The organism is Mesorhizobium sp. LjRoot246, from assembly GCF_964254115.1.
Lineage (GTDB): Bacteria > Pseudomonadota > Alphaproteobacteria > Rhizobiales > Rhizobiaceae > Mesorhizobium.
The window spans coordinates 5,106,099-5,124,418 of record NZ_CAXUSN020000001.1 but is presented as its reverse complement, the minus strand read 5'-3'; the positions used below and the strand labels follow the sequence as shown (position 1 = coordinate 5,124,418).

The window sequence follows — 18,320 nt, the reverse complement described above, 5'->3', positions numbered from 1 at the left end:
GCAGTTTCCAGCGACGAACGGACGGCATCTTTATCCCCTAACGAACGACTCCGCGGTCGAAAGCGGATAGATGGACAAGCTTGCGATAGCGGCTATCCGCTTGGCTCGATAAGCGGCGCCGTATAGGCGGTGCATATATGCACAACCGATGTCGAGGATTCTGCGGTACCGCTCGGTCGTGCACTCCCCCAAATAACTCCACGATGAAGAGGTGGCCTGCGTAGTGCACCATTGATCTTCCAGGACCTGTTCAAAAAGGACAAATGAACGATGTACGACCATGTAATCTGGCCGGAGCGGTATGACCCTAGAACGTCGGCCATCTATGCGCTGAACGACATCGACATCAAGGCGCCGCCTGAAGTGGTCTGGAAGCTGCTCGTCGATGCCGAGAATTGGATGAGCTACTTTCCTGCCGAGGATCAGGTCAAGATCCTGGCAGGTGAGGCGGAACTGGCGCTCGGAACCAGGTACAGTCGAGTCACCGTCGGATTCCCGATGAGCCTTATAGTGACGGAGTTCGAGCCCTGGCGCCGGCTCGCTTGGGCGACGACAGTCGACGGCGATGGGACCGGCTCGAGCGCATATCACGGCTGGGTTATCACGCCGACCAACGATGGCTGCCATGTCCTGACCGAGGAGACCCAACAGGGGGCCTGGTTTCTGGACTTGCTCGGGCACAAGCATCCCGGCGCGCTCTACCGCTATCACCAGGAGTGGGTCGAAAGCCTCGCCCGCGCAGCGGAGGCTGAAGCAGCAAAGAAAGCGAGCTGACGCCCCTGTCCACGCTTCAACGCTGCGCAACGCTGCCTTCGTCCGGATGCTGCCGGTACTCGCCTTGTTCACCTATAATTTGGAGATGAAATACCATGAATATCGAACTCAAGGGCCGCAAGGCGATCGTTACGGGGTCAACGGCAGGCATCGGCCGTGCTACCGCGGAGGGACTGGCCCGTGCCGGCGCATCGGTCGTCATCAACGGCCGTGGAGAAGCCCGGATTGACGAGGCGGTGCGGCAGATGCGGCAGGCCTTTCCCGGAAGCGACATTTCGGGCATTGCCGCCGATCTTGCGACATCGGAGGGTGCCGAGACCTTGATCGCGCAGGCGCCAGACGCCGATATCCTTGTGAACAACGTGGGCACGGCTCACATCCGGGACTATAGCGGCGTCGAGGACATCGCGAAGATCCCCGACGAGGACTGGCTTGGCCTCTTCCAGTTGAACGTAATGAGTGGCGTGCGCGTGACCCGTCATTACCTGCCGCGGATGGTGGCGAAAGGCTGGGGCCGCGTCGTGTTTGTAAGTAGCGAGTCCGCGGTCAACATTCCCAAGGAAATGCTCGACTATGGCATGACCAAGACAGCTCAACTCGCGGTCTCGCGCGGGCTTGCCGAGGCGGTCGCGGGCACGGGCGTCACTGTCAACGCCGTCTTGCCGGGACCTACCCGCTCTGAGATCCTGGGCGACTTCATGGCGAAGCAGGCTGACGCAAATGGGATCACGCAGCAGGAAGCAGAGCAGGGCTTCCTGAAGGCGATGCGTCCGACCACCCTCATCCAACGCTTCGCGACCACCGATGAGGTAGCCAACATGATCATCTATGCATGCTCGGAGCAGGCTTCGGCGACAACCGGCGCGGCTTTACGGGTGGATGGCGGCGTGGTCCGTTTCGTCGCGTAGCAGGACGACCAAATTGTTCCGTTCGCGATCCTGCACCGGTGCCGCGCTGTTGCGCGACATGCCGGCCCCTAAAAATAGGTTCGCGGCGCGACAAGGTTGTTCTGCTGGCGAACATAAAAACAATAGAAGCCGAACGCTGCGGCGAACCACATGAAGGCCTCACCCATAGCCAGCCGGTTGTTTGAATTGGTAAGGATGGTCAGGGCGAAGAAGACCAGTGTCGAGATGTAGCAGGACCATGCGGCCGGAGCGATAAGCTTGGCCCGCGTGGCCAGCAGAACCTGCCTGGCCGACCAGGTGTAGAGAAAGGCAAAGAACGCCAGTCCGACCACACCATAGCGCACGGCAATCTCCAGATAACCGTTGTGGAAGATGTTGAAAATCATGGGATGATAGGTTCTGTGCTGCCATTCGGTCAGCCAGCTGGAGCTGGCTCCGAAGATCGGGTGGCGTTTCCAGATCTCGATCGCATCCGCCCACAGCATCAGCCGTTCCTTGGCCGCAAGCGGAACCGTATCGCTGGCGATGGCGCGGTCGAAGGCCGGGAGGACGCCATGCCTCAAGACATCCGGAACCAAGGCCTTGACGAAGATCATGGTGTCGCCGGCGGTGGACCAGAAGACGTTGTGTGTTGCGACAACGCCGGCCGCCACGATCGCCAGCACGCCGCCCGAAACCAACAGTTCGCGGCGATGGCCTCTCGCCAGGGTCATGACCGCCAGCAAGAGCAGGACGAGGGCAAGCGCAAGCCAGACGCCCTTTGACCGCATCTCGATGATGTTGACGAGGGCAAACAGCAGGACGGCTGTCGACAGCACCCAATGCAGGTTCTTGGTTGCTTTCCCCAGGTCCGTTCTTTGGGCGGTGTATGCCATGAATTGCAGCGTGCAAAGGAAGATGAAGCCGGCCGCCATCGAGGCATGGATGGGATTGTTGAAAAGCCGCGGAACCGGTTGGATACCTCTAAGCATGTCCGAATAGAAGGTGTCCGCCGCCAGGAAGACAAGACTGAAGATCATGAACCAGAGGACGAGCCGCGCGGGCTGCCTGACAAACAGCAAGAGCGCGAAGCCGGTCGTCGCATAGAACAGCGGAAACATGTAAATGCCTTCGGAGCCACCCAACTGGTGGGTGCCGAAATAGACGATCGCCAGCCGGATGAAGACGTAGAGCGACCAACCCACGCACAAACCGCCGACCCAACCGATCAGCGGTTTGCTGTAGGTCCACAAATCCACCCTCAACCAGCGGATGAATGCTACCAAGGTCAGCGCCAGACCCGCATAGCGATAGGTGTCGGCTTCGCGCCAGACAGCGGAGACCAAGGCGAGAATGGCGAGTGCCGCAAGCAACACAAGCAGGCTGTTGCGCGGCGCATCGTCCTTGGCGTAGTCCGGGATTTCCCGCGGCAAAGGGGGCCGCAGCAGGACGTGATGCAGGCGGCGCAGCTCGTCCCTGGCCCGCAACGCCCCGGCACTTAGTCGGCTCGACCCGCCAAGCCTTGCGAATTTGTAACTTCCCGAGGGGCCGGCTATGCCGGAAATCTTGCTGCTGGCGGCGAAGCCAAGCACGTTTTGGCGAACCGAATAGACTTTCAGGCCGGTATCCCAAAAGCGTTCGAGCGCGACGTCCCATGGCATTTTCATCAGGGCGAGCGCCGACAACAGCCCCTGTGCCCCCTCCCGCGTCACCAGATAGGCGGCCGCCGAGCCTTGCGGGCCATGCAGCGCGCGACCGATCTCGTCGCCTTCCGTCGTCTCGACGGCCCGCATGAAGAAGCTCATGCGATGGTTGGTCAGCTTGATGGCATCGAAATCCGGCACCGCCGCGATGATGGCCTCGATGCGCCGTAGGGTGTTTTCGCTGAAGAGGACATCATCCTCGACGATCAGGCCATAGGCGCCGCCACCCGCGAGGAACGTTTCAAGCGCCTGGATATGGCTGCGGTAGCAGGCATATTCGCCGGGCAGAATGTCGCGCCCGCTCAGCTTGCGTGCGGTTGGAAGATCGATCTCCGTCCAGTCCTCTTTGGCAAGCGTACGGCCGTCGATCGCGGCAATGCGCTGCAAGGTCAGGCCGGCCGCCTCGGCACTGGCGCACAATTCGCTCCAGCGACCGGTCTCGCGATCGAGGTTGATAGCGAAGATAGGAAGGCTCATTGAAGTTCCATGTTGGACCGCCACCCACTTGGTCGAATCCGACGACCTTGTATGGAAAAGGGGGAGATGTTCAAGGCAATACTGTTCAGGCCATGTGTAACGTGGCGGCCTTGATTTTCCGGCCCTCAGTTGTGTCCGGAACGGACACGGAACGGGATGGCTGGGGCGCCAGGATTCGAACCTGGGAATGTCGGTACCAAAAACCGATGCCTTACCACTTGGCGACGCCCCAATAGCCGTCAGAGTCGCTTGTGCGGCGCGTTATTAGCAGAGCAGCCGAAAAGCACAATCCTTATGAGTGACGGTGAGAACGCTCGAATTGGGCCGCAAACGCGGTTGCCGCCAGACGGCATGAGAACAGGCTATTCGGACCACACCGCCATCTCGTTGCCGGCCGGATCGACGAAGTGGAAGCGGCGGCCGCCGGGGAATGCGAAGATCGACTTGACGATCGTGCCGCCGGCACTTTCGACAGCGCGCAGCGTTTCCTCCAGATCCCTGCTGTAGAGCACCGGCAATGGCTTGGCGGGCGCTTCCGCGGCATCTGCCTGAAAACCTCCGTCCAGGCCTTCGGCAAAGGCCGAATAGGTCGGCCCATAATCGGTGAACGACCAGGCAAAGGCAGCGCTGTAGAAAGCCTTAAGCCGGTCCAGCGTTCCGCCGGTCGCCGGCATTTCCAGATAGTCGAGTTTTCCGGGCAGTTTCATGGCGCACCTGTTTGTTCACTTTATGTTCTAAAGCAAAAGCTCCGGAATGGCAAGTCATTTTGCCGCATCTTCGGACATGGCTTTTGCTTAATCGATTGTAGAAGCCGGACCGCTTTGCCGGCGCTTGCCTTTCGCACTGCAGCATCATATCGCTCCAGGGTCGGACACGGCGGAATTTTCGTTTCGCCAATCTTTCCAATCTCCTGCAACCGGAGAGCGATACATGACCAAATGGGTTTTCACCTTTGGCGATGGTGCGGCGGAAGGCCGTGCCGGCGACAGGAATCTGCTGGGTGGCAAGGGCGCCAATCTGGCCGAGATGTGCAGTCTGGGGCTGCCGGTGCCGCCGGGCTTCACCATCACCACGGAGGTTTGCAACGCCTACTACGCCAATGGCCGAATTTATCCGGCCGGGTTGGAAGCCGACGTCGCGCTCGCGCTCGACCACATCGGCCGGTTGACAGATCGTCGGTTCGGCGACCCGTCGAAACTGCTGCTGGTGTCGGTGCGTTCGGGCGCGCGCGCCTCGATGCCCGGCATGATGGATACCGTGCTCAATCTCGGGCTGAACGACGAGACGGTCGAGGCGCTCGCCGCCGATTCCGGCGATGCGCGCTTTGCCTATGACAGCTATCGCCGCTTCATCCAGATGTATTCCGATGTCGTCATGGGCCTCGACCATGAGGTGTTCGAGGAGATCCTGGAGGACCAGAAGGGCGGGCTCGGGCATGAGCTCGACACCGAACTCACGGCGCTCGAATGGCAGGGCGTCATCGCGCTCTACAAGGCCAAGGTCGAGGAAGAGCTCGGCAGGCCGTTTCCGCAGGATCCGCACGAGCAGCTGTGGGGCGCGATCGGCGCCGTGTTCTCGAGCTGGATGAACAACCGCGCCATCACTTACCGGCGCCTGCACGACATTCCCGAAAGCTGGGGCACGGCGGTCAATGTCCAGGCCATGGTGTTCGGCAATATGGGCGAAACCTCGGCCACCGGCGTTGCCTTCACCCGCAATCCGTCGACTGGCGAAAAGATGCTCTATGGCGAGTTCCTGGTGAACGCGCAGGGCGAGGACGTCGTTGCTGGCATCCGCACGCCGCAGAATATCACCGAGGCGGCGCGCATTGCAGCGGGCTCGGACAAGCCGTCGCTGCAGAAGCTGATGCCGGACGCGTTCCAGTCCTTCGTCACCATCTCCGACAGCCTGGAGAAGCACTACCGCGACATGCAGGATCTCGAATTCACCATCGAGCGCGGCAAATTGTGGATGCTGCAGACCCGTTCCGGCAAGCGCACCGCCAAGGCGGCGCTGAAAATTGCCGTCGAGATGGCGCGTGACAGGCTGATCACGAAGGAGGAAGCCGTCGCTCGCATCGACCCGGCCTCGCTCGACCAGTTGCTACATCCGACCATCGATCCTAAGGCCGCGCGCGACGTCATCGGCATCGGGCTGCCGGCCTCGCCCGGTGCCGCCACCGGCGAGATCGTCTTTTCCTCAGGCGATGCCGAGGAATTGAAGACGCAAGGCCGCAAGGCGATCCTGGTGCGCATCGAAACCAGTCCCGAGGACATTCACGGCATGCATGCGGCGGAAGGCATCCTGACCACGCGCGGCGGCATGACCAGCCATGCCGCGGTCGTGGCACGCGGCATGGGCAAGCCCTGCGTGTCGGGCGCCGGCTCACTGCGCGTCGACTACAAGGCCGGCACGCTGATGGCGATGGGCTCGACCTTCCGCAAGGGCGACATCATCACCATCGACGGCGGCAACGGTCAGGTGCTGAAGGGCGCCGTGCCGATGCTGCAGCCGGAACTTTCCGGCGATTTCGCCGCCATCATGGAGTGGGCGGACGCAGTACGTCGCATGAAGGTGCGCACCAACGCCGAAACGCCGCTCGACGCACGCATGGCGCGCTCGTTCGGCGCCGAAGGCATCGGCCTTTGCCGCACCGAGCACATGTTCTTCGACGGCGACCGCATCGTCGCCATGCGCGAGATGATCCTGGCCGACACCGAGAAGGACCGGCGCACCGCACTCGCTAAGCTTCTGCCGATGCAGCGCTCGGATTTCCTCGAGCTGTTCGAGATCATGGCCGGCCTGCCGGTGACGATCCGCCTGCTCGATCCGCCATTGCACGAATTCCTGCCCAAGACCGAGGAGGAGGTGGCCGAGGTCGCCGCCGCCATGAAGGTGTCACCGGACAAGCTCAGGCAGCGCACCGAGGCGCTGCATGAGTTCAACCCGATGCTCGGCCATCGCGGCTGCCGCCTGGCCGTCTCCTACCCCGAGATCGCCGAGATGCAGGCGCGTGCCATTTTCGAGGCGGCCGTCGAGGCCGGCAAGAAGGCGGGCGCTCTTGTGGTCCCCGAAATCATGGTGCCGCTGGTCGGCCTCGTGAAGGAGCTCGATTACGTCAAGGCGCGCATCGATGGCGTCGCCAAGAGCGTCATGGAGGAAACCGGCGTCAAGATCGACTATTTAACTGGCACGATGATCGAGCTCCCCCGCGCGGCCATCCGCGCCCATGTCATTGCAGAGTCAGCCGAATTCTTCTCGTTCGGCACCAACGATCTGACGCAGACGACCTTCGGTATTTCGCGCGACGATGCGGCCTCGTTCCTGGAAACCTATCGGCAGAAAGGCATCATCGATCAGGACCCGTTCGTCTCGCTCGACATCGACGGCGTTGGCGAACTGGTGCGCATGGCTGCCAAAAAGGGCAAGGCGACACGGCCCGACATCAAGCTCGGCATTTGCGGCGAACATGGCGGCGACCCGGCCTCGATCCGCTTTTGCGAAGAGGTCGGCCTCGATTACGTATCCTGCTCGCCCTATCGCGTGCCGATCGCCAGACTGGCGGCCGCGCAGGCAGCGGTGCTTGTCGCCAAGGCAGGCCGCGTATAGGATCAGCTGGGCAAGGCTTACCGTTTTGTAAGGCGAGTCACGCGAACGCGCTGCCGCGATCGCGTAATTTCGACATTGTTTGCGCCCAGTTTGTGGCGTCCCGCCAATTGTCTCGGAAACAGATGTTGCAGACTTCACCCGCACCGTTCCGATCTATTCTGGTCATCCAAACGAAGTTCATTGGAGACCTCGTCCTCGCCTCCGTACTTGCTGAGAACCTGCGGCTCGAATTTCCAGGCGCCAAACTTGTGTTTCTATGCGAGGCTCGCTTCGAGAGCTTCGTGATCTCCCATGGCATCGCTTCCGAGGTGGTCACGTTCAGGCGTGCCCGCACGCAGGGCACCCCCCTGGAGCGTGGGAAAGAGCTTTACGCCACGATACGGGCGTTGCGCCGCTACCACTTTGACCTGACGATCGACATCACCGATTCAAAGACGTCGCGCATCATCTCCAGGTTCGTCAACGCACCGGTCCGCGTCGGCTACAATCCCACCGAGAGACCCTTGCGTTTGCTGGAGCGGCAGCCCGCAAATGTCTTTGCCAGGCCGTTTGGTTTTGATGGCCAGCATTTTCTGTACCGCTACCTCTCACCGCTCGAAGCGCTCGGCGTCGAACCCCGCACCATGATCCCGAGCATCCAACCGCTGCCGATGGAGACGGCAGAGGCACTGGCGCTGCTGGACAAGCACCATCTGCGGCCGAACGCCTTCATCGCCGTGCATGCGGGTGCAAGCTTCGAGGGGCGACGTTGGCAGCCGGAGCGGTTTGCCGCGGCGATCGCCGAGATTGCGGGGGAAACCGGCCTGGACGTCGTCCTGGTGGGCGGCCCGGACGAGCGGGAGATTGCCGAGCGCATCGTCGCCAGGACCGCGCCGTCGGTGGTCGATCTCGTGGGAGCCATGTCGCTGGAAAGGCTGCTGGCGGTGCTGAAACAGGCCCGGCTGTTTCTCGGCAACGAGAGCGGCCCGATGCACATGGCCGCAGCCACCGGAACCCCGGTTGTCGGGCTGTTCGGTCTGACGGATCCGTCGCGATGGGGTCCCGTGGGCGTGCCCAGCATCTCGCTCCAGCCGCCGATGCCTTGCGTCTGCGTGGCCAAGGATCTCTGCCGCGCGCCGGATCCCAGCAGGGCTTTCTGCGTCTGGGGCTTGGAGGTCAAGCCCGTGGTCGATGCGGTGCGCGAGGTTCTTTCGCGCACCGAAGTGAAGCTGAACCGCGCTATCTGAGGTCATATGCGGCGCGGACAGCCAATACCGCCGGAATGGCCGGTTCACCGCACGAACAGTCAAATTGTCGCGCCGAGCGCTTTTCTGCCATGCACCGTCCCGATTTCCGCCTTCATGCGGGTCTTGGGATGCCGGCTTGAAATGACCGGCCAGGAATTCGGTTGATGCGCCTGCTGCACAAAAATCTCTGCATGATCGCCATGTCGTTGGCGATGGTCTCCGTCGGCCGTGCCGCGCCACTCGTCGAGCCGACGCTGCACATCAGGCCGCAGGCGAGCGGAGCCGGCCGCGTGGCGCTCACGCTTGACGCGTGCGGTGGACAGACCGACGACCGGATTCTTTCGGCGCTGGTGGAAAACAAGATTCCCGCCACCATTTTCGTGACCGGCATCTGGCTGAAGCGAAACGCCGCCGCGGTCGAGATCATGCGGGCGCATCCCGACCTGTTCGAGCTGGAAAATCACGGCGGCCACCATATCCCGGCGGTCGATACGCCGCAGAAGATCTACGGCATCCGCAGCGCCGGCAGCCCGGACGCGGTGCTGGCCGAGGTCGAGTCGGGAGCCGCCGCTCTTGCCGGGACCGGAGAGCCTGCGCCGAAATGGTTTCGTGGCGCAACCGCCGAATACAGCCCGTCGGCAATCGCCATGATCCGCAAGCTAGGCTTCAAGGTCGCGGGGTTCTCGATCAACGGCGACGGTGGCTCCTTGCTTGGCGCCAAGGAAACCGCGCGGCGCATCGCGGCGGCCAAGGACGGTGACGTGATTATCTCGCACATCAACCAGCCGACGCATGCGGCCGGCGAAGGCGTGGTGCAGGGCCTGCTGGCGCTCAAGGCCAAGGGCCTGACCTTTGTGCGGCTCGACGATGCCGATGCCGATGACATCGGCAATCATGGCACCACCGACTAAAGCGCGTCGCGTCGAAACGGAATCACGCGCCGCGCTTTAGGTCGTTGTTCCCATGCATGTCGTTGTCTCAAAACCGGGGCCACTTTTGAGCGACATGCATTAGGTATATTGATATTCAGCCAGGCGTGGCTTCGATCGTGACCTTGTTGGCGTAGAATGCCCCGTGGTTGCCGATTTCAGCCATCTCGTCGAAAGGCTGCTCGTAGGCCCACATGGCATTCTGGCCGATCTCGCCGGCAAGCAGCACGCTCCAATAGCTTGCGTCGCCCTTGTAGGGGCAATGGGTCGAGTGATCGGTGCCGCTGAGCTGGCCGAAATCGATGTCCGCGAACGGAATGTAGAAGGCCGCGGGGTAGGGGGGCTCGGTCAGCACCTTGGCGTTCGCCGATGAGGCGATGACCGTGTCTCCGGCGCGCACGGTGACAGTGCCGGCGTAGGGCTCGATGGTGATGACCTTGTCGGGATTGCGTTGAAAACCGGGGGCGGGGTTGGCGATCTGATCCATGCGGGGTCTCCTTGCATCGACTTTCAGATGTGTCGCGCAAGGGCGTTGTTCAAGGCCTGCTGTCGCCGTGCAACACGCAAGCCCCTGGCGCAGGCCAGCGATGACGGACCACGCCTCCGAAGTCAGTTCGCCAGCGGTCAGGCGGCGGCCTTGAACACGTCCATGAGACCGGCATAGGCAGCAGCGATGCCGGCGACCGGATTGCTGCTTCTCGACACGGTTTCGACTTTCAAGGAACCACCGCCGGTCGGCAAGGTGAGCAGCAGGAACTGGCGGTTTCCGCCGTCGCCGACTGACGCTGCCGCGACGTGCTGGTCCTCGCCCTGATTCTGGACGCACATCTTGAACAGCAGCGTGCCGCCGACCGCTTCCAGAGCGCCGCCGACAACTTCAACAAATTCATCTTCGGAAACAGTCTTCGTATCCGGCACCAGATCGGCCAGACTTTCGGCAAGCGTACTCTCGAGTGCCTTGTCGTCGAGCTGCGCGTCCATGCGAACCTCTTTCAGTCGCCAATCGCCCCTTGCCCGTTAACGAAACTTAACGCCGACGATGGCCGGATTGTGGCGGTTTTCCACCAATGCGGCGCTCAGTGGTGCTGACGGCTGGACAATCCGCCGGTTCGCTCCACAATGGCACAAAAAGTACAACGCAAAAGCGTGAGGGAGGATGGAATGCTGGGACTGATGCAGGAATGGCCGCTGCTTTGCCATAAGCTCATCGACAATGCCGAGCGGCAGCATGGCGTGCGCGAGATCGTGTCACGCTCGATCGAGGGGCCGATCGTGCGCACCACTTACGCCGACATCCATCGTCGCGCCTTGAAGGTCGCCCAGCGGCTGGAGCGCGACGGCTATCGCCTGGGCGACCGCATCGCGACGCTGGCCTGGAACACCGCACGCCACATCGAGGCCTGGTACGGCATCATGGGCATCGGCGCCATCTACCACACGCTCAATCCGCGGCTGTTTCCCGAGCAAATCGTCTGGATCATGAACCATGCCGAGGACGAGGCTGTCTTCGTCGACCTGACTTTCGTGCCGCTGCTCGAGAAGATCGCCGGTGCCGTAAAATCGCTGAAACAGGTGATCGTGCTGACCGACAAGGCGCACATGCCGCAGACGACATTGCCCAACGCGGTCGCTTATGAAGACTGGCTTGATGAGGCGGATGGCGACTTCGCCTGGAAGACCTTCGACGAAGGCACCGCCGCCGGCATGTGCTATACGTCCGGGACCACGGGCGATCCAAAGGGTGTCGTCTACAGTCATCGTTCGAACGTGCTGCACGCCATGATCGCCGCCATGCCCGACGCCATGGGCCTGTCGTCGCGCGATACGATCCTGCCGGTCGTGCCGATGTTCCACGCCAATGCCTGGGGTCTTGGCCAGAGCGGGCCGATGATCGGCGCCAAGCTGGTCATGCCTGGCTGCAAGATGGACGGCGCCTCGATCTATGAACTGCTCGACACCGAGAAGGTGACCTTCAGCGCCGCCGTGCCGACCGTCTGGATGATGCTGCTGCAGCATCTGGAGGAGACAGGCAAGAAGCTTCCCTATCTCAACAAGGTCGTCATCGGCGGCTCGTCCTGCCCCCGCGCGATCATGACGAAGTTTCAGCAGAACTACGACGTCCAGGTCATCCATGCCTGGGGCATGACCGAAATGTCGCCGCTCGGCACGCTGTGTACCTTGAAGCCGGACTATGCCGGCCTTGAGGGTGATGCCCGGCTCGATGTCCAGCAAAAACAGGGCTACCCGCCCTTCGGCGTCGAAATGAAGGTAACCGACGACGACAACAACGAGCAGCCCTGGGACGGCAAGACATTTGGCCGCCTGAAAGTGCGCGGACCGGCCGTTGCCCGCGCCTACTATGGCGGCGCCGGCCCGGAACAGTTCGACGAGGACGGCTGGTTCGACACCGGCGACGTCGCACACATCGACGCCGGCGGCTATATGCAGATCACCGATCGCGCCAAGGATGTCATCAAGTCCGGCGGTGAATGGATATCGACCATCGACCTCGAGAACCTGGCTGTCGGCCACCCCGATGTTGCCGAGGCGGCCGCCATCGGCGTCCATCATTCGAAATGGGGCGAGCGGCCGTTGCTGGTCGTGGTTCGCAAGCCGGGCAAGGAACCGAGCAAGGCGGATATTCTCGACTTCATGGACGGTAAGGTGGCCAAATGGTGGATGCCGGATGACGTCGCCTTCGTCGGCGAAATTCCGCATACCGCCACCGGCAAGATCCAGAAGATCACCTTGCGCCAGCAGTTCAAGGACTATCGCTTGCCGACGGATTGACGGGATGGTGCATGTTTCGGCTTCATGCCACCGCAAAAAGTCACTAAGTGTCCGTTCGGGTTGGGGCAGCGCAGAAAACGATGGTTAGTATTCCAGAACGGCAAACGTCGAGGGCGGCCGGCTGGTCGCGGCGCACGGCTGCTTTTTCGGCGGTTCTGCTGTTGACCGTCTTTGTCGGCCATCGCTTCGATCTCGTCGAAACACCTGTCTTCCTGTGGGTGCTGGGCATTGTCGCGCTGCTGGCCGCCCTGGCGCTGTTGTTTGCCGGGTTCGCCTTTTCGCGGCTGTGGAATTTTGGTGACCGCGGCGGTCGCGACCTGACAGTCGGCGCCCTCCTGGCGCTGCTGGTGCTCGCACCCTTTGGCGTCGCCGCCTATTGGGCGACAATCTATCCGCCGCTCAGGGATATCTCGACGGATTTCGACGAACCGCCGGCGCTCGATGTGAGCGATCGGACAAAGGATATGAACGTGCTCTCGCCATCGACACCGGGTGAACAGCGGCTGCAGACCGATAGCTATCCGCTGGTCAGCACACGCAGCTACGACCTACCGTTCGAGACTGTCGTCAATGCCGTCGAAACCGTGCTCGACCGGCGCGATTGGGATCTTACCGAACCCTATCCCGACCTCAGCGGGCAGAGCGAGGTGACCATCACCGCGCTGGCCAAGGGGTTCGTGATCGGCCTTCCGGCCGATGTGGCGATCCGCGTGACCGACGACGGCGACACGATCATCGTCGACATGCGGTCGGCCTCTCGCTACGGCCGCTACGACCTTGGCGACAACGCCGCGCGCATAACCGATTTCCTGGCCGAGCTGGACCAGGAAGTCGCCGGCCAGGTCGGCGCGGCGCCGGCCGAATAAGGAATCAGCCCATCTGGGGCAGCCCTAGCCAGCCGGCGTGAAAATGCCGTCGATGGCCGGTGAGGCGTCTGTCGTGACCAGACCGCGCGCCACCAGATCTTCCAGATGGGCAAGCACCGACAATCCGGCGGCGCCATGCAGCCGTGGGTCGGTATCCCTGTAGATCGCCTTGACCATGTCCACGATCGTGCGGTCGCCCCCTCTGACCCGCTCCAGAATGGCGCGCTCGCGCATTTTGCGATGTGTCTTCAGTCCGCGCATGAAGCTGCGCGGTGCCGTCACCGGCCCGCCATGTCCTGGCAACAGCAAACGGTCCCCGCGGTCGATCAGCCGGTCCAGCGAGGCCATATAATCGGCCATCGCTCCATCCGGCGGGGCGACGATGGAGGTCGCCCAGGCCATGACGTGATCGGCCGAAAACAGGATGCCGGTTCCTTCCAGCGCAAATGCCGCGTGATTGGCGGTATGGCCCGGGGTCAGGACCGTCCTGATCGACCAGCCGTCGCCGTCGACGACCTTGCCATCGGGCAGCGCAATGTCGGGGACGAAAGCCGTGTCGGCGCTCGCGTCGAGCGCATTGGTCTCGCCGATATGCAGGGGTCTCGCGGAGCGATGCGGCCCTTCTGCCAGCACGGCCGCGCCGGTGCGCTCCTTCAGCCGGGCCGCCAGCGGGGAGTGGTCGCGATGCGTGTGGCTGACGAAGATATGGCTGACCGGCCGTCCCGCGATCACATCGATCAGGGTCTGCAGATGCGTCTCGTCGTCCGGTCCCGGATCGATCACCGCAAGCGTATCGCGGCCAACAATGTAGCTGTTGGTGCCGTGAAAGGTGAAGGGGCTCGGATTGCGGGCCGTGATGCGCTGGACATCGAGCGCGACACTCACCCCCCGGCCATAGAGGGGGTCGAAGCCGGTATCGAATTTGAGTGCCATGGCGGATGCATCGGTGCCTTGTTTCAGGAAACGGCAAAACCGATTGCCGCATAACACGCAAGCCAATATAGGAGTACGTGAGGCCGCGAACATCTGATAGCGGCAATCGGATTGGGGAAATACCATGGCAATTGCAACTACGATGCGTCCGCTTGTTTCTCTGGCTCTGCCGCAAAATGGCGCTGCACGGCTGGCAACGCAGCTTTTCCTGGCGATCGCCGGAACGCTGGTGCTGACCCTGTCGGCCAAGACCAAGGTGATGCTCGGGCCGGTCGACATTTCGATGCAGACGCTGGCCGTCATGCTGATCGCCGCCGCCTTCGGCATGCGTCTCGGCGTCGCCACCCTGCTGCTCTACATGGCTGAGGGCGCCATGGGCTTGCCCGTCTTCCAGAGCACCCCGGAAAAGGGTCTCGGCATTGCCTACATGCTCGGCTCGACCGGCGGTTATCTCGCCGGCTTCGTGGTCATGGCGGCAATCGTCGGCTGGGCCGCCGATCGCGGCTGGGACCGCCATCCGATCAAACTTTTCAATGCCATGCTGGTTGCCGAGGTCGTCATGATGGCGATGGGCTTTGCCTGGCTGGCGCTGCTGATCGGCCCGGAAAAGTCGTGGCAGTTCGGCGTCGTGCCCTTCATCGTCGGCGACCTGATCAAGGTGGCTCTCGCGGCGAGCCTGGTGCCGGCCGTGTGGACGCTGCTGAAGCGCGACTGAACCGCGAGCAATCGAAGAAGCTGGAACGGCGTGATTGGTGGATTTCGGTCTGGTGTCCGCCAAGTGATCTCACTAGGTTTCCGGAAACAGCTTCGGAAGCGCATCCAATGCGTCGGCCGGGAAGCCTAGCGACACCGGGTCTTTGGGTGTCTCCGACGCCAACAGACCGAGCGCGATCACGTCGTCGAACACGCGACGCGCCGTGCGCTCGGGCAGTCCGCTAATGCGGGATGCTTCGCCGCGTTCAAATTCGCCGCGCGGCGGGCCGACGTGTAGGCGTGCTGGTTCGGTGCGCAGTACGCTTTCTTCCATGGCTGGCCGATCTTGGATCCCGCTAAATACATAATTATAAAGATATATTTCGAATTTTCTAAGGACATTTGGCCGATCTTCCGGCCGAACTTGGCGATCGGCGGGATAAGATCGGACGACAACACAAAATCCAGCGGCCTCGGGAATACAAAATCCTGCTCTCGAAATTGATCTGTCCAAGCTCCTACGCAACTCGCAAAGGGATGCGATCGCCGACGTGGTACTGAGAACTGCACTGTGTCATTGACTATCATCCCGGCATCGTCGTTGCGTACGCAGGAGTTTCAACAGCATCAACAATGCCGTTGATCAAAAAACTTCCAGAACTGTTGATGTGAAATAGATGCTTGCTGGTGTAGCCGCACTAGCGTAGCTGTTGGTCTTCGACTGTGTCGGATCGCCACAGGTGATACGCCGTTTACAAACGAGCGGACAAGCCAAGCAGATCATCGCAATGGCCCATCGCCTGCACGGCAACTTCGGGGGGAAGGGCAGGGCGTTGAATGTCGCGGCCTCAACTATTGTCGGAAGCCGGCATTTCCTGTTCCGGATTCGTTTTCAACTGCTTGGCGGACTGACATTCGCGATTTTTGCGCCGGCGATTATCCGGATAGCCTTCAATTCTGAGTTTATCTATTCGACCAACCTTCAGGTGACTGTGACCGCCGCGGCGATAGCGCATCTTGCGGGTTTTCTCTCCTATCGCCGCATCGGAAATTTCCCAGGCGTGGCCGCGGCCAGTTACATCTTGCCGACATTTGCCTTGTCCTACGGGGCTGTTTTCCTGACCATCTTCTTTTTCCGGTTCGAGTACAGCCGATTTCAGGCCGCTGCCAGCTTCACGCAGTCCACGCTCTGGTATTTCGGCCTGAGCCTGCTGACCCGGCGCCTCGACCCGCACCGGCTCGTCGTCATTCCTGGCGGAGATGTCGAGCGCCTCAAGGCGTTGCCGGGGGTGCACTGGTTCTGGATCAATTCGGCCAGCACCATCATCGAAAGAGCCAGCGGCGTCGTCGTTGACCTGCGTGCCGATCTCGGCGCGGAATGGGAACGATACATCGCCGACCGGGCTCTTTCGGGAACGCCGGTGTATCATGTCAAGCAGGTCAGGGAGTCGCTGACCGGTCGGGTCGAGATCGAGCATCTGTCGGAAAATACGCTCGGTTCGCTCAATCCAAACCAGGCCTATCTCAAGATCAAGCAGGCAGCCGACTGGGTCTCCGCATTTGTCTTGATTGTCGTTCTTTCCCCTGCTCTGGCGCTGATAGCGCTGCTGATCCGGCTGGATTCCGAGGGACCCGTGCTGTTTCGGCAGCAACGCGTGGGCTATCGGGGCAAGATCTGTACGGTCTATAAGTTTCGCTCGATGCGCCAGCACGCCGGCGCCGGCAGCGACAAGGAGAAAGCGATCACCAAGCGCGATGACGATCGCATCACCCGCGTTGGGCATTTCCTGAGAAAGTGCAGGATCGATGAGCTCCCGCAGGCCATCAACATTCTGCGAGGCGAGATGAGCTGGATCGGACCGCGTCCGGAAGCTGTCGTGCTGTCGCAGTGGTACGAGGCTGAGCTGCCATTCTACCGCTACAGGCATATTGTCAGACCGGGCATAAGCGGATGGGCGCAAGTAAATCAAGGGCACGTGGCCGCCGTCGACGATGTCATGGAAAAATTGCACTATGATTTCTACTACATAAAGAACTTTTCGCCTTGGTTGGATGTTTTGATAACTCTCAAGACAATGAAGACGATGCTTACTGGCTTTGGCGCCCGATAGCCAATGCGAGGCATGACTCTGGAATAGCAAGCGCAGGAAGCAGATGGATCTCGCCTTCAGGAAGATTGCGATCATCGGACTTGGCTATGTCGGCCTGCTGCTGGCGGTCGCCTTCGGCGCCATCAGGGTCGTCGGCCTTGACATCAGCCAGTCGAGGGTGGATGCGCTGAAGCGTGGCGATAAGACCCCGGGCGTCATCTACGACATCAAGGGTTTGTTCCCCAGGCATGTTACGGATGGGCTGTTCTGATGAAGGTTCTGGTCACCGGCGCTGCCGGCTTCATAGGCTATCACGTCTCGAAGCGGTTGCTGGAGCGCGGCGACGAGGTTGTCGGCATCGATAATGTCAACAGCTACTACGATCCTCAGATCAAGGAGGCGAGGCTGCGGCTGTTGGAGGAGGCGAGCCGCAAGACCAATGCGGGCTATCATTTCATCCGCGGCAATCTCGCCGACAGAAATGTTGTCGACGGCTGCTTTGCCGGCCACGCATTCGACCGGGTGATCCACCTCGCCGCCCAGGCCGGGGTTCGCTACAGCCTGGAAAACCCGCGGGCCTATGTTGAGAGCAACATCATCGCCTACACCAACATGCTGGAGGCCTGCCGCAACCATGCCGTTGCGCATCTGACCTATGCCAGCACTTCGAGCGTCTACGGCGCCAACACCGATATGCCGTTTTCCGAGCATCGGCCGGCCGACCATCCGCTGCAGTTCTACGCCGCTACCAAGCGCGCCAACGAACTGATGGCGCACAGCTACAGTCATCTGTTCGGACTGCCGACGACCGGGCTCCGCTTCTTTACCGTATACGGCCCCTGGGGGCGCCCGGATATGGCGCTTTTCCTGTTCACCAAAAACATCCTTGCCGGCGAGCCGATCAAGCTGTTCAACAACGGCAATCACACGCGCGACTTCACCTATGTCGAGGACATCGCCGAAGGTGTGGTGCGGGCCAGCGACAACCCGGCGACGGGCAATGCCGCCTGGGACTCCGGCCGTCCGGATCCGGCCACAAGTAGCGCCCCTTGGCGCATCTTCAACATCGGCAACAACAACCCGGTGAAGCTGACCGCCTATGTCGAGGCGCTGGAAAAGGCGCTGGGCCGGAAAGCCATCGTCGAACTGCTGCCGCTGCAGCCCGGCGACGTGCCCGATACCTTTGCCGACACATCGGCGCTGGAGCAGGCGGTCGGCTACCGTCCGACTACGACGGTGACCGAGGGCGTCGCGCGATTTGTGGAGTGGTACCTAGCTTTTTTTGGACAGGGATAAGCCTATCTGGCGATTCCCGGCTGATCCACGCGGAGCCTTGTTCCGCG

At 61.6% G+C, this 18,320-nt stretch carries 17 protein-coding genes and 1 tRNA gene; 11 read left to right on the top strand and 7 right to left on the bottom strand.

Features of this window, described 5'->3' with window-relative positions:
* Positions 1-270: 270 nt before the first annotated feature.
* Together ACSQ3L_RS25160 and ACSQ3L_RS25155 are read left to right on the top strand one after the other, a co-directional pair.
* The gene (locus ACSQ3L_RS25160) at positions 271-774 is read left to right on the top strand and encodes an SRPBCC domain-containing protein (protein ID WP_436162362.1); all 504 of its coding nucleotides are present in this window, start codon (positions 271-273) and stop codon (positions 772-774) included.
* Between the two features lie 95 nt (positions 775-869).
* Positions 870-1,682, top strand: coding sequence for an SDR family NAD(P)-dependent oxidoreductase (locus ACSQ3L_RS25155; protein ID WP_436162361.1), 813 nt, complete (start codon positions 870-872; stop codon positions 1,680-1,682).
* Positions 1,683-1,750: 68 nt separating this feature from the next.
* On the opposite strand, the gene ACSQ3L_RS25150 is transcribed toward ACSQ3L_RS25155, so the two are convergent.
* From ACSQ3L_RS25150 to ACSQ3L_RS25140, 3 genes are all read right to left on the bottom strand, one after another.
* Positions 1,751-3,841 carry an O-antigen ligase family protein gene (locus ACSQ3L_RS25150; RefSeq protein WP_436162360.1) on the bottom strand — a complete coding sequence of 697 codons (2,091 nt, stop codon included), beginning with the start codon at positions 3,839-3,841 and terminating at the stop codon, positions 1,751-1,753.
* A 157-nt stretch (positions 3,842-3,998) separates the two neighbouring features.
* Positions 3,999-4,073, bottom strand: a tRNA-Gln gene (locus ACSQ3L_RS25145).
* Between the two features lie 130 nt (positions 4,074-4,203).
* On the bottom strand, positions 4,204-4,548 hold the full coding sequence (locus ACSQ3L_RS25140; RefSeq protein ID WP_436162359.1) for a VOC family protein: 345 nt from the start codon (positions 4,546-4,548) through the stop codon (positions 4,204-4,206).
* A gap of 223 nt (positions 4,549-4,771) precedes the next feature.
* Here ACSQ3L_RS25140 and ppdK point away from each other — a divergent pair, with 223 nt between their 5' ends.
* From ppdK to ACSQ3L_RS25125, 3 genes are all read left to right on the top strand, one after another.
* Complete coding sequence (ppdK, locus tag ACSQ3L_RS25135) at positions 4,772-7,450, top strand: pyruvate, phosphate dikinase (protein WP_436162358.1); 2,679 nt, start codon at positions 4,772-4,774, stop codon at positions 7,448-7,450.
* A gap of 122 nt (positions 7,451-7,572) precedes the next feature.
* On the top strand, positions 7,573-8,676 hold the full coding sequence (locus ACSQ3L_RS25130) for a glycosyltransferase family 9 protein (protein ID WP_436162357.1): 1,104 nt from the start codon (positions 7,573-7,575) through the stop codon (positions 8,674-8,676).
* Positions 8,677-8,840: 164 nt separating this feature from the next.
* A complete protein-coding gene (locus ACSQ3L_RS25125) occupies positions 8,841-9,587 on the top strand; it encodes a polysaccharide deacetylase family protein (RefSeq protein ID WP_436162356.1) in 747 nt (248 codons plus the stop codon).
* A 115-nt stretch (positions 9,588-9,702) separates the two neighbouring features.
* Here the strand turns inward: ACSQ3L_RS25125 and ACSQ3L_RS25120 are convergent, their stop codons facing one another.
* Both ACSQ3L_RS25120 and ACSQ3L_RS25115 read right to left on the bottom strand, forming a co-directional pair.
* Positions 9,703-10,092, bottom strand: a complete 390-nt coding sequence (locus tag ACSQ3L_RS25120) for a DUF427 domain-containing protein (RefSeq protein WP_436162355.1) — start codon at positions 10,090-10,092, stop codon at positions 9,703-9,705.
* Positions 10,093-10,229: 137 nt separating this feature from the next.
* A complete protein-coding gene (locus ACSQ3L_RS25115) occupies positions 10,230-10,586 on the bottom strand; it encodes a hypothetical protein (protein WP_013532740.1) in 357 nt (118 codons plus the stop codon).
* 180 nt (positions 10,587-10,766) lie between these two features.
* Here ACSQ3L_RS25115 and ACSQ3L_RS25110 point away from each other — a divergent pair, with 180 nt between their 5' ends.
* Both ACSQ3L_RS25110 and ACSQ3L_RS25105 read left to right on the top strand, forming a co-directional pair.
* A complete protein-coding gene (locus ACSQ3L_RS25110; protein ID WP_436162354.1) occupies positions 10,767-12,395 on the top strand; it encodes a fatty-acid--CoA ligase in 1,629 nt (542 codons plus the stop codon).
* Positions 12,396-12,475: 80 nt separating this feature from the next.
* Positions 12,476-13,261 carry a DUF1499 domain-containing protein gene (locus ACSQ3L_RS25105; protein WP_436162353.1) on the top strand — a complete coding sequence of 262 codons (786 nt, stop codon included), beginning with the start codon at positions 12,476-12,478 and terminating at the stop codon, positions 13,259-13,261.
* A gap of 24 nt (positions 13,262-13,285) precedes the next feature.
* Here the strand turns inward: ACSQ3L_RS25105 and ACSQ3L_RS25100 are convergent, their stop codons facing one another.
* Positions 13,286-14,194, bottom strand: coding sequence for an MBL fold metallo-hydrolase (locus tag ACSQ3L_RS25100; protein WP_436162352.1), 909 nt, complete (start codon positions 14,192-14,194; stop codon positions 13,286-13,288).
* A gap of 124 nt (positions 14,195-14,318) precedes the next feature.
* Here ACSQ3L_RS25100 and ACSQ3L_RS25095 point away from each other — a divergent pair, with 124 nt between their 5' ends.
* Positions 14,319-14,909, top strand: coding sequence for a biotin transporter BioY (locus ACSQ3L_RS25095; RefSeq protein WP_436162351.1), 591 nt, complete (start codon positions 14,319-14,321; stop codon positions 14,907-14,909).
* A gap of 72 nt (positions 14,910-14,981) precedes the next feature.
* On the opposite strand, the gene ACSQ3L_RS25090 is transcribed toward ACSQ3L_RS25095, so the two are convergent.
* Positions 14,982-15,221, bottom strand: coding sequence for a hypothetical protein (locus ACSQ3L_RS25090; protein WP_436162350.1), 240 nt, complete (start codon positions 15,219-15,221; stop codon positions 14,982-14,984).
* 454 nt (positions 15,222-15,675) lie between these two features.
* Between ACSQ3L_RS25090 and ACSQ3L_RS25085 the strand changes: the two genes are divergently transcribed.
* From ACSQ3L_RS25085 to ACSQ3L_RS25075, 3 genes are read left to right on the top strand one after another with little or no spacing between them, the layout of a single operon-like run.
* Positions 15,676-16,998 carry a sugar transferase gene (locus ACSQ3L_RS25085; RefSeq protein WP_436162349.1) on the top strand — a complete coding sequence of 441 codons (1,323 nt, stop codon included), beginning with the start codon at positions 15,676-15,678 and terminating at the stop codon, positions 16,996-16,998.
* 43 nt (positions 16,999-17,041) lie between these two features.
* On the top strand, positions 17,042-17,248 hold the full coding sequence (locus ACSQ3L_RS25080; protein WP_436162348.1) for a hypothetical protein: 207 nt from the start codon (positions 17,042-17,044) through the stop codon (positions 17,246-17,248).
* A complete protein-coding gene (locus ACSQ3L_RS25075) occupies positions 17,248-18,273 on the top strand; it encodes an NAD-dependent epimerase (protein WP_436162347.1) in 1,026 nt (341 codons plus the stop codon). Before ACSQ3L_RS25080 ends, ACSQ3L_RS25075 begins: the two co-directional genes overlap by 1 nt.
* The last annotated feature ends 47 nt before the right edge of the window (positions 18,274-18,320 follow it).

Excerpts from the sequence above, each read along its gene's own strand:
- ppdK (WP_436162358.1), top strand. The coding sequence starts at position 4,772 with ATGACCAAATGGGTTTTCACCTTTGGCGATGGTGCGGCGGAAGGCCGT.
- ACSQ3L_RS25075 (WP_436162347.1), top strand. The coding sequence starts at position 17,248 with ATGAAGGTTCTGGTCACCGGCGCTGCCGGCTTCATAGGCTATCACGTC.
- ACSQ3L_RS25160 (WP_436162362.1), top strand. The coding sequence starts at position 271 with ATGTACGACCATGTAATCTGGCCGGAGCGGTATGACCCTAGAACGTCG.
- ACSQ3L_RS25095 (WP_436162351.1), top strand. The coding sequence starts at position 14,319 with ATGGCAATTGCAACTACGATGCGTCCGCTTGTTTCTCTGGCTCTGCCG.
- ACSQ3L_RS25150 (WP_436162360.1), bottom strand. The coding sequence starts at position 3,841 with ATGAGCCTTCCTATCTTCGCTATCAACCTCGATCGCGAGACCGGTCGC.
- ACSQ3L_RS25100 (WP_436162352.1), bottom strand. The coding sequence starts at position 14,194 with ATGGCACTCAAATTCGATACCGGCTTCGACCCCCTCTATGGCCGGGGG.
- ACSQ3L_RS25125 (WP_436162356.1), top strand. The coding sequence starts at position 8,841 with ATGCGCCTGCTGCACAAAAATCTCTGCATGATCGCCATGTCGTTGGCG.
- ACSQ3L_RS25155 (WP_436162361.1), top strand. The coding sequence starts at position 870 with ATGAATATCGAACTCAAGGGCCGCAAGGCGATCGTTACGGGGTCAACG.
- ACSQ3L_RS25140 (WP_436162359.1), bottom strand. The coding sequence starts at position 4,548 with ATGAAACTGCCCGGAAAACTCGACTATCTGGAAATGCCGGCGACCGGC.
- ACSQ3L_RS25105 (WP_436162353.1), top strand. The coding sequence starts at position 12,476 with ATGGTTAGTATTCCAGAACGGCAAACGTCGAGGGCGGCCGGCTGGTCG.
- ACSQ3L_RS25110 (WP_436162354.1), top strand. The coding sequence starts at position 10,767 with ATGCTGGGACTGATGCAGGAATGGCCGCTGCTTTGCCATAAGCTCATC.
- ACSQ3L_RS25080 (WP_436162348.1), top strand. The coding sequence starts at position 17,042 with ATGGATCTCGCCTTCAGGAAGATTGCGATCATCGGACTTGGCTATGTC.
- ACSQ3L_RS25115 (WP_013532740.1), bottom strand. The coding sequence starts at position 10,586 with ATGGACGCGCAGCTCGACGACAAGGCACTCGAGAGTACGCTTGCCGAA.
- ACSQ3L_RS25130 (WP_436162357.1), top strand. The coding sequence starts at position 7,573 with ATGTTGCAGACTTCACCCGCACCGTTCCGATCTATTCTGGTCATCCAA.
- ACSQ3L_RS25120 (WP_436162355.1), bottom strand. The coding sequence starts at position 10,092 with ATGGATCAGATCGCCAACCCCGCCCCCGGTTTTCAACGCAATCCCGAC.
- ACSQ3L_RS25085 (WP_436162349.1), top strand. The coding sequence starts at position 15,676 with ATGGCCCATCGCCTGCACGGCAACTTCGGGGGGAAGGGCAGGGCGTTG.
- ACSQ3L_RS25090 (WP_436162350.1), bottom strand. The coding sequence starts at position 15,221 with ATGGAAGAAAGCGTACTGCGCACCGAACCAGCACGCCTACACGTCGGC.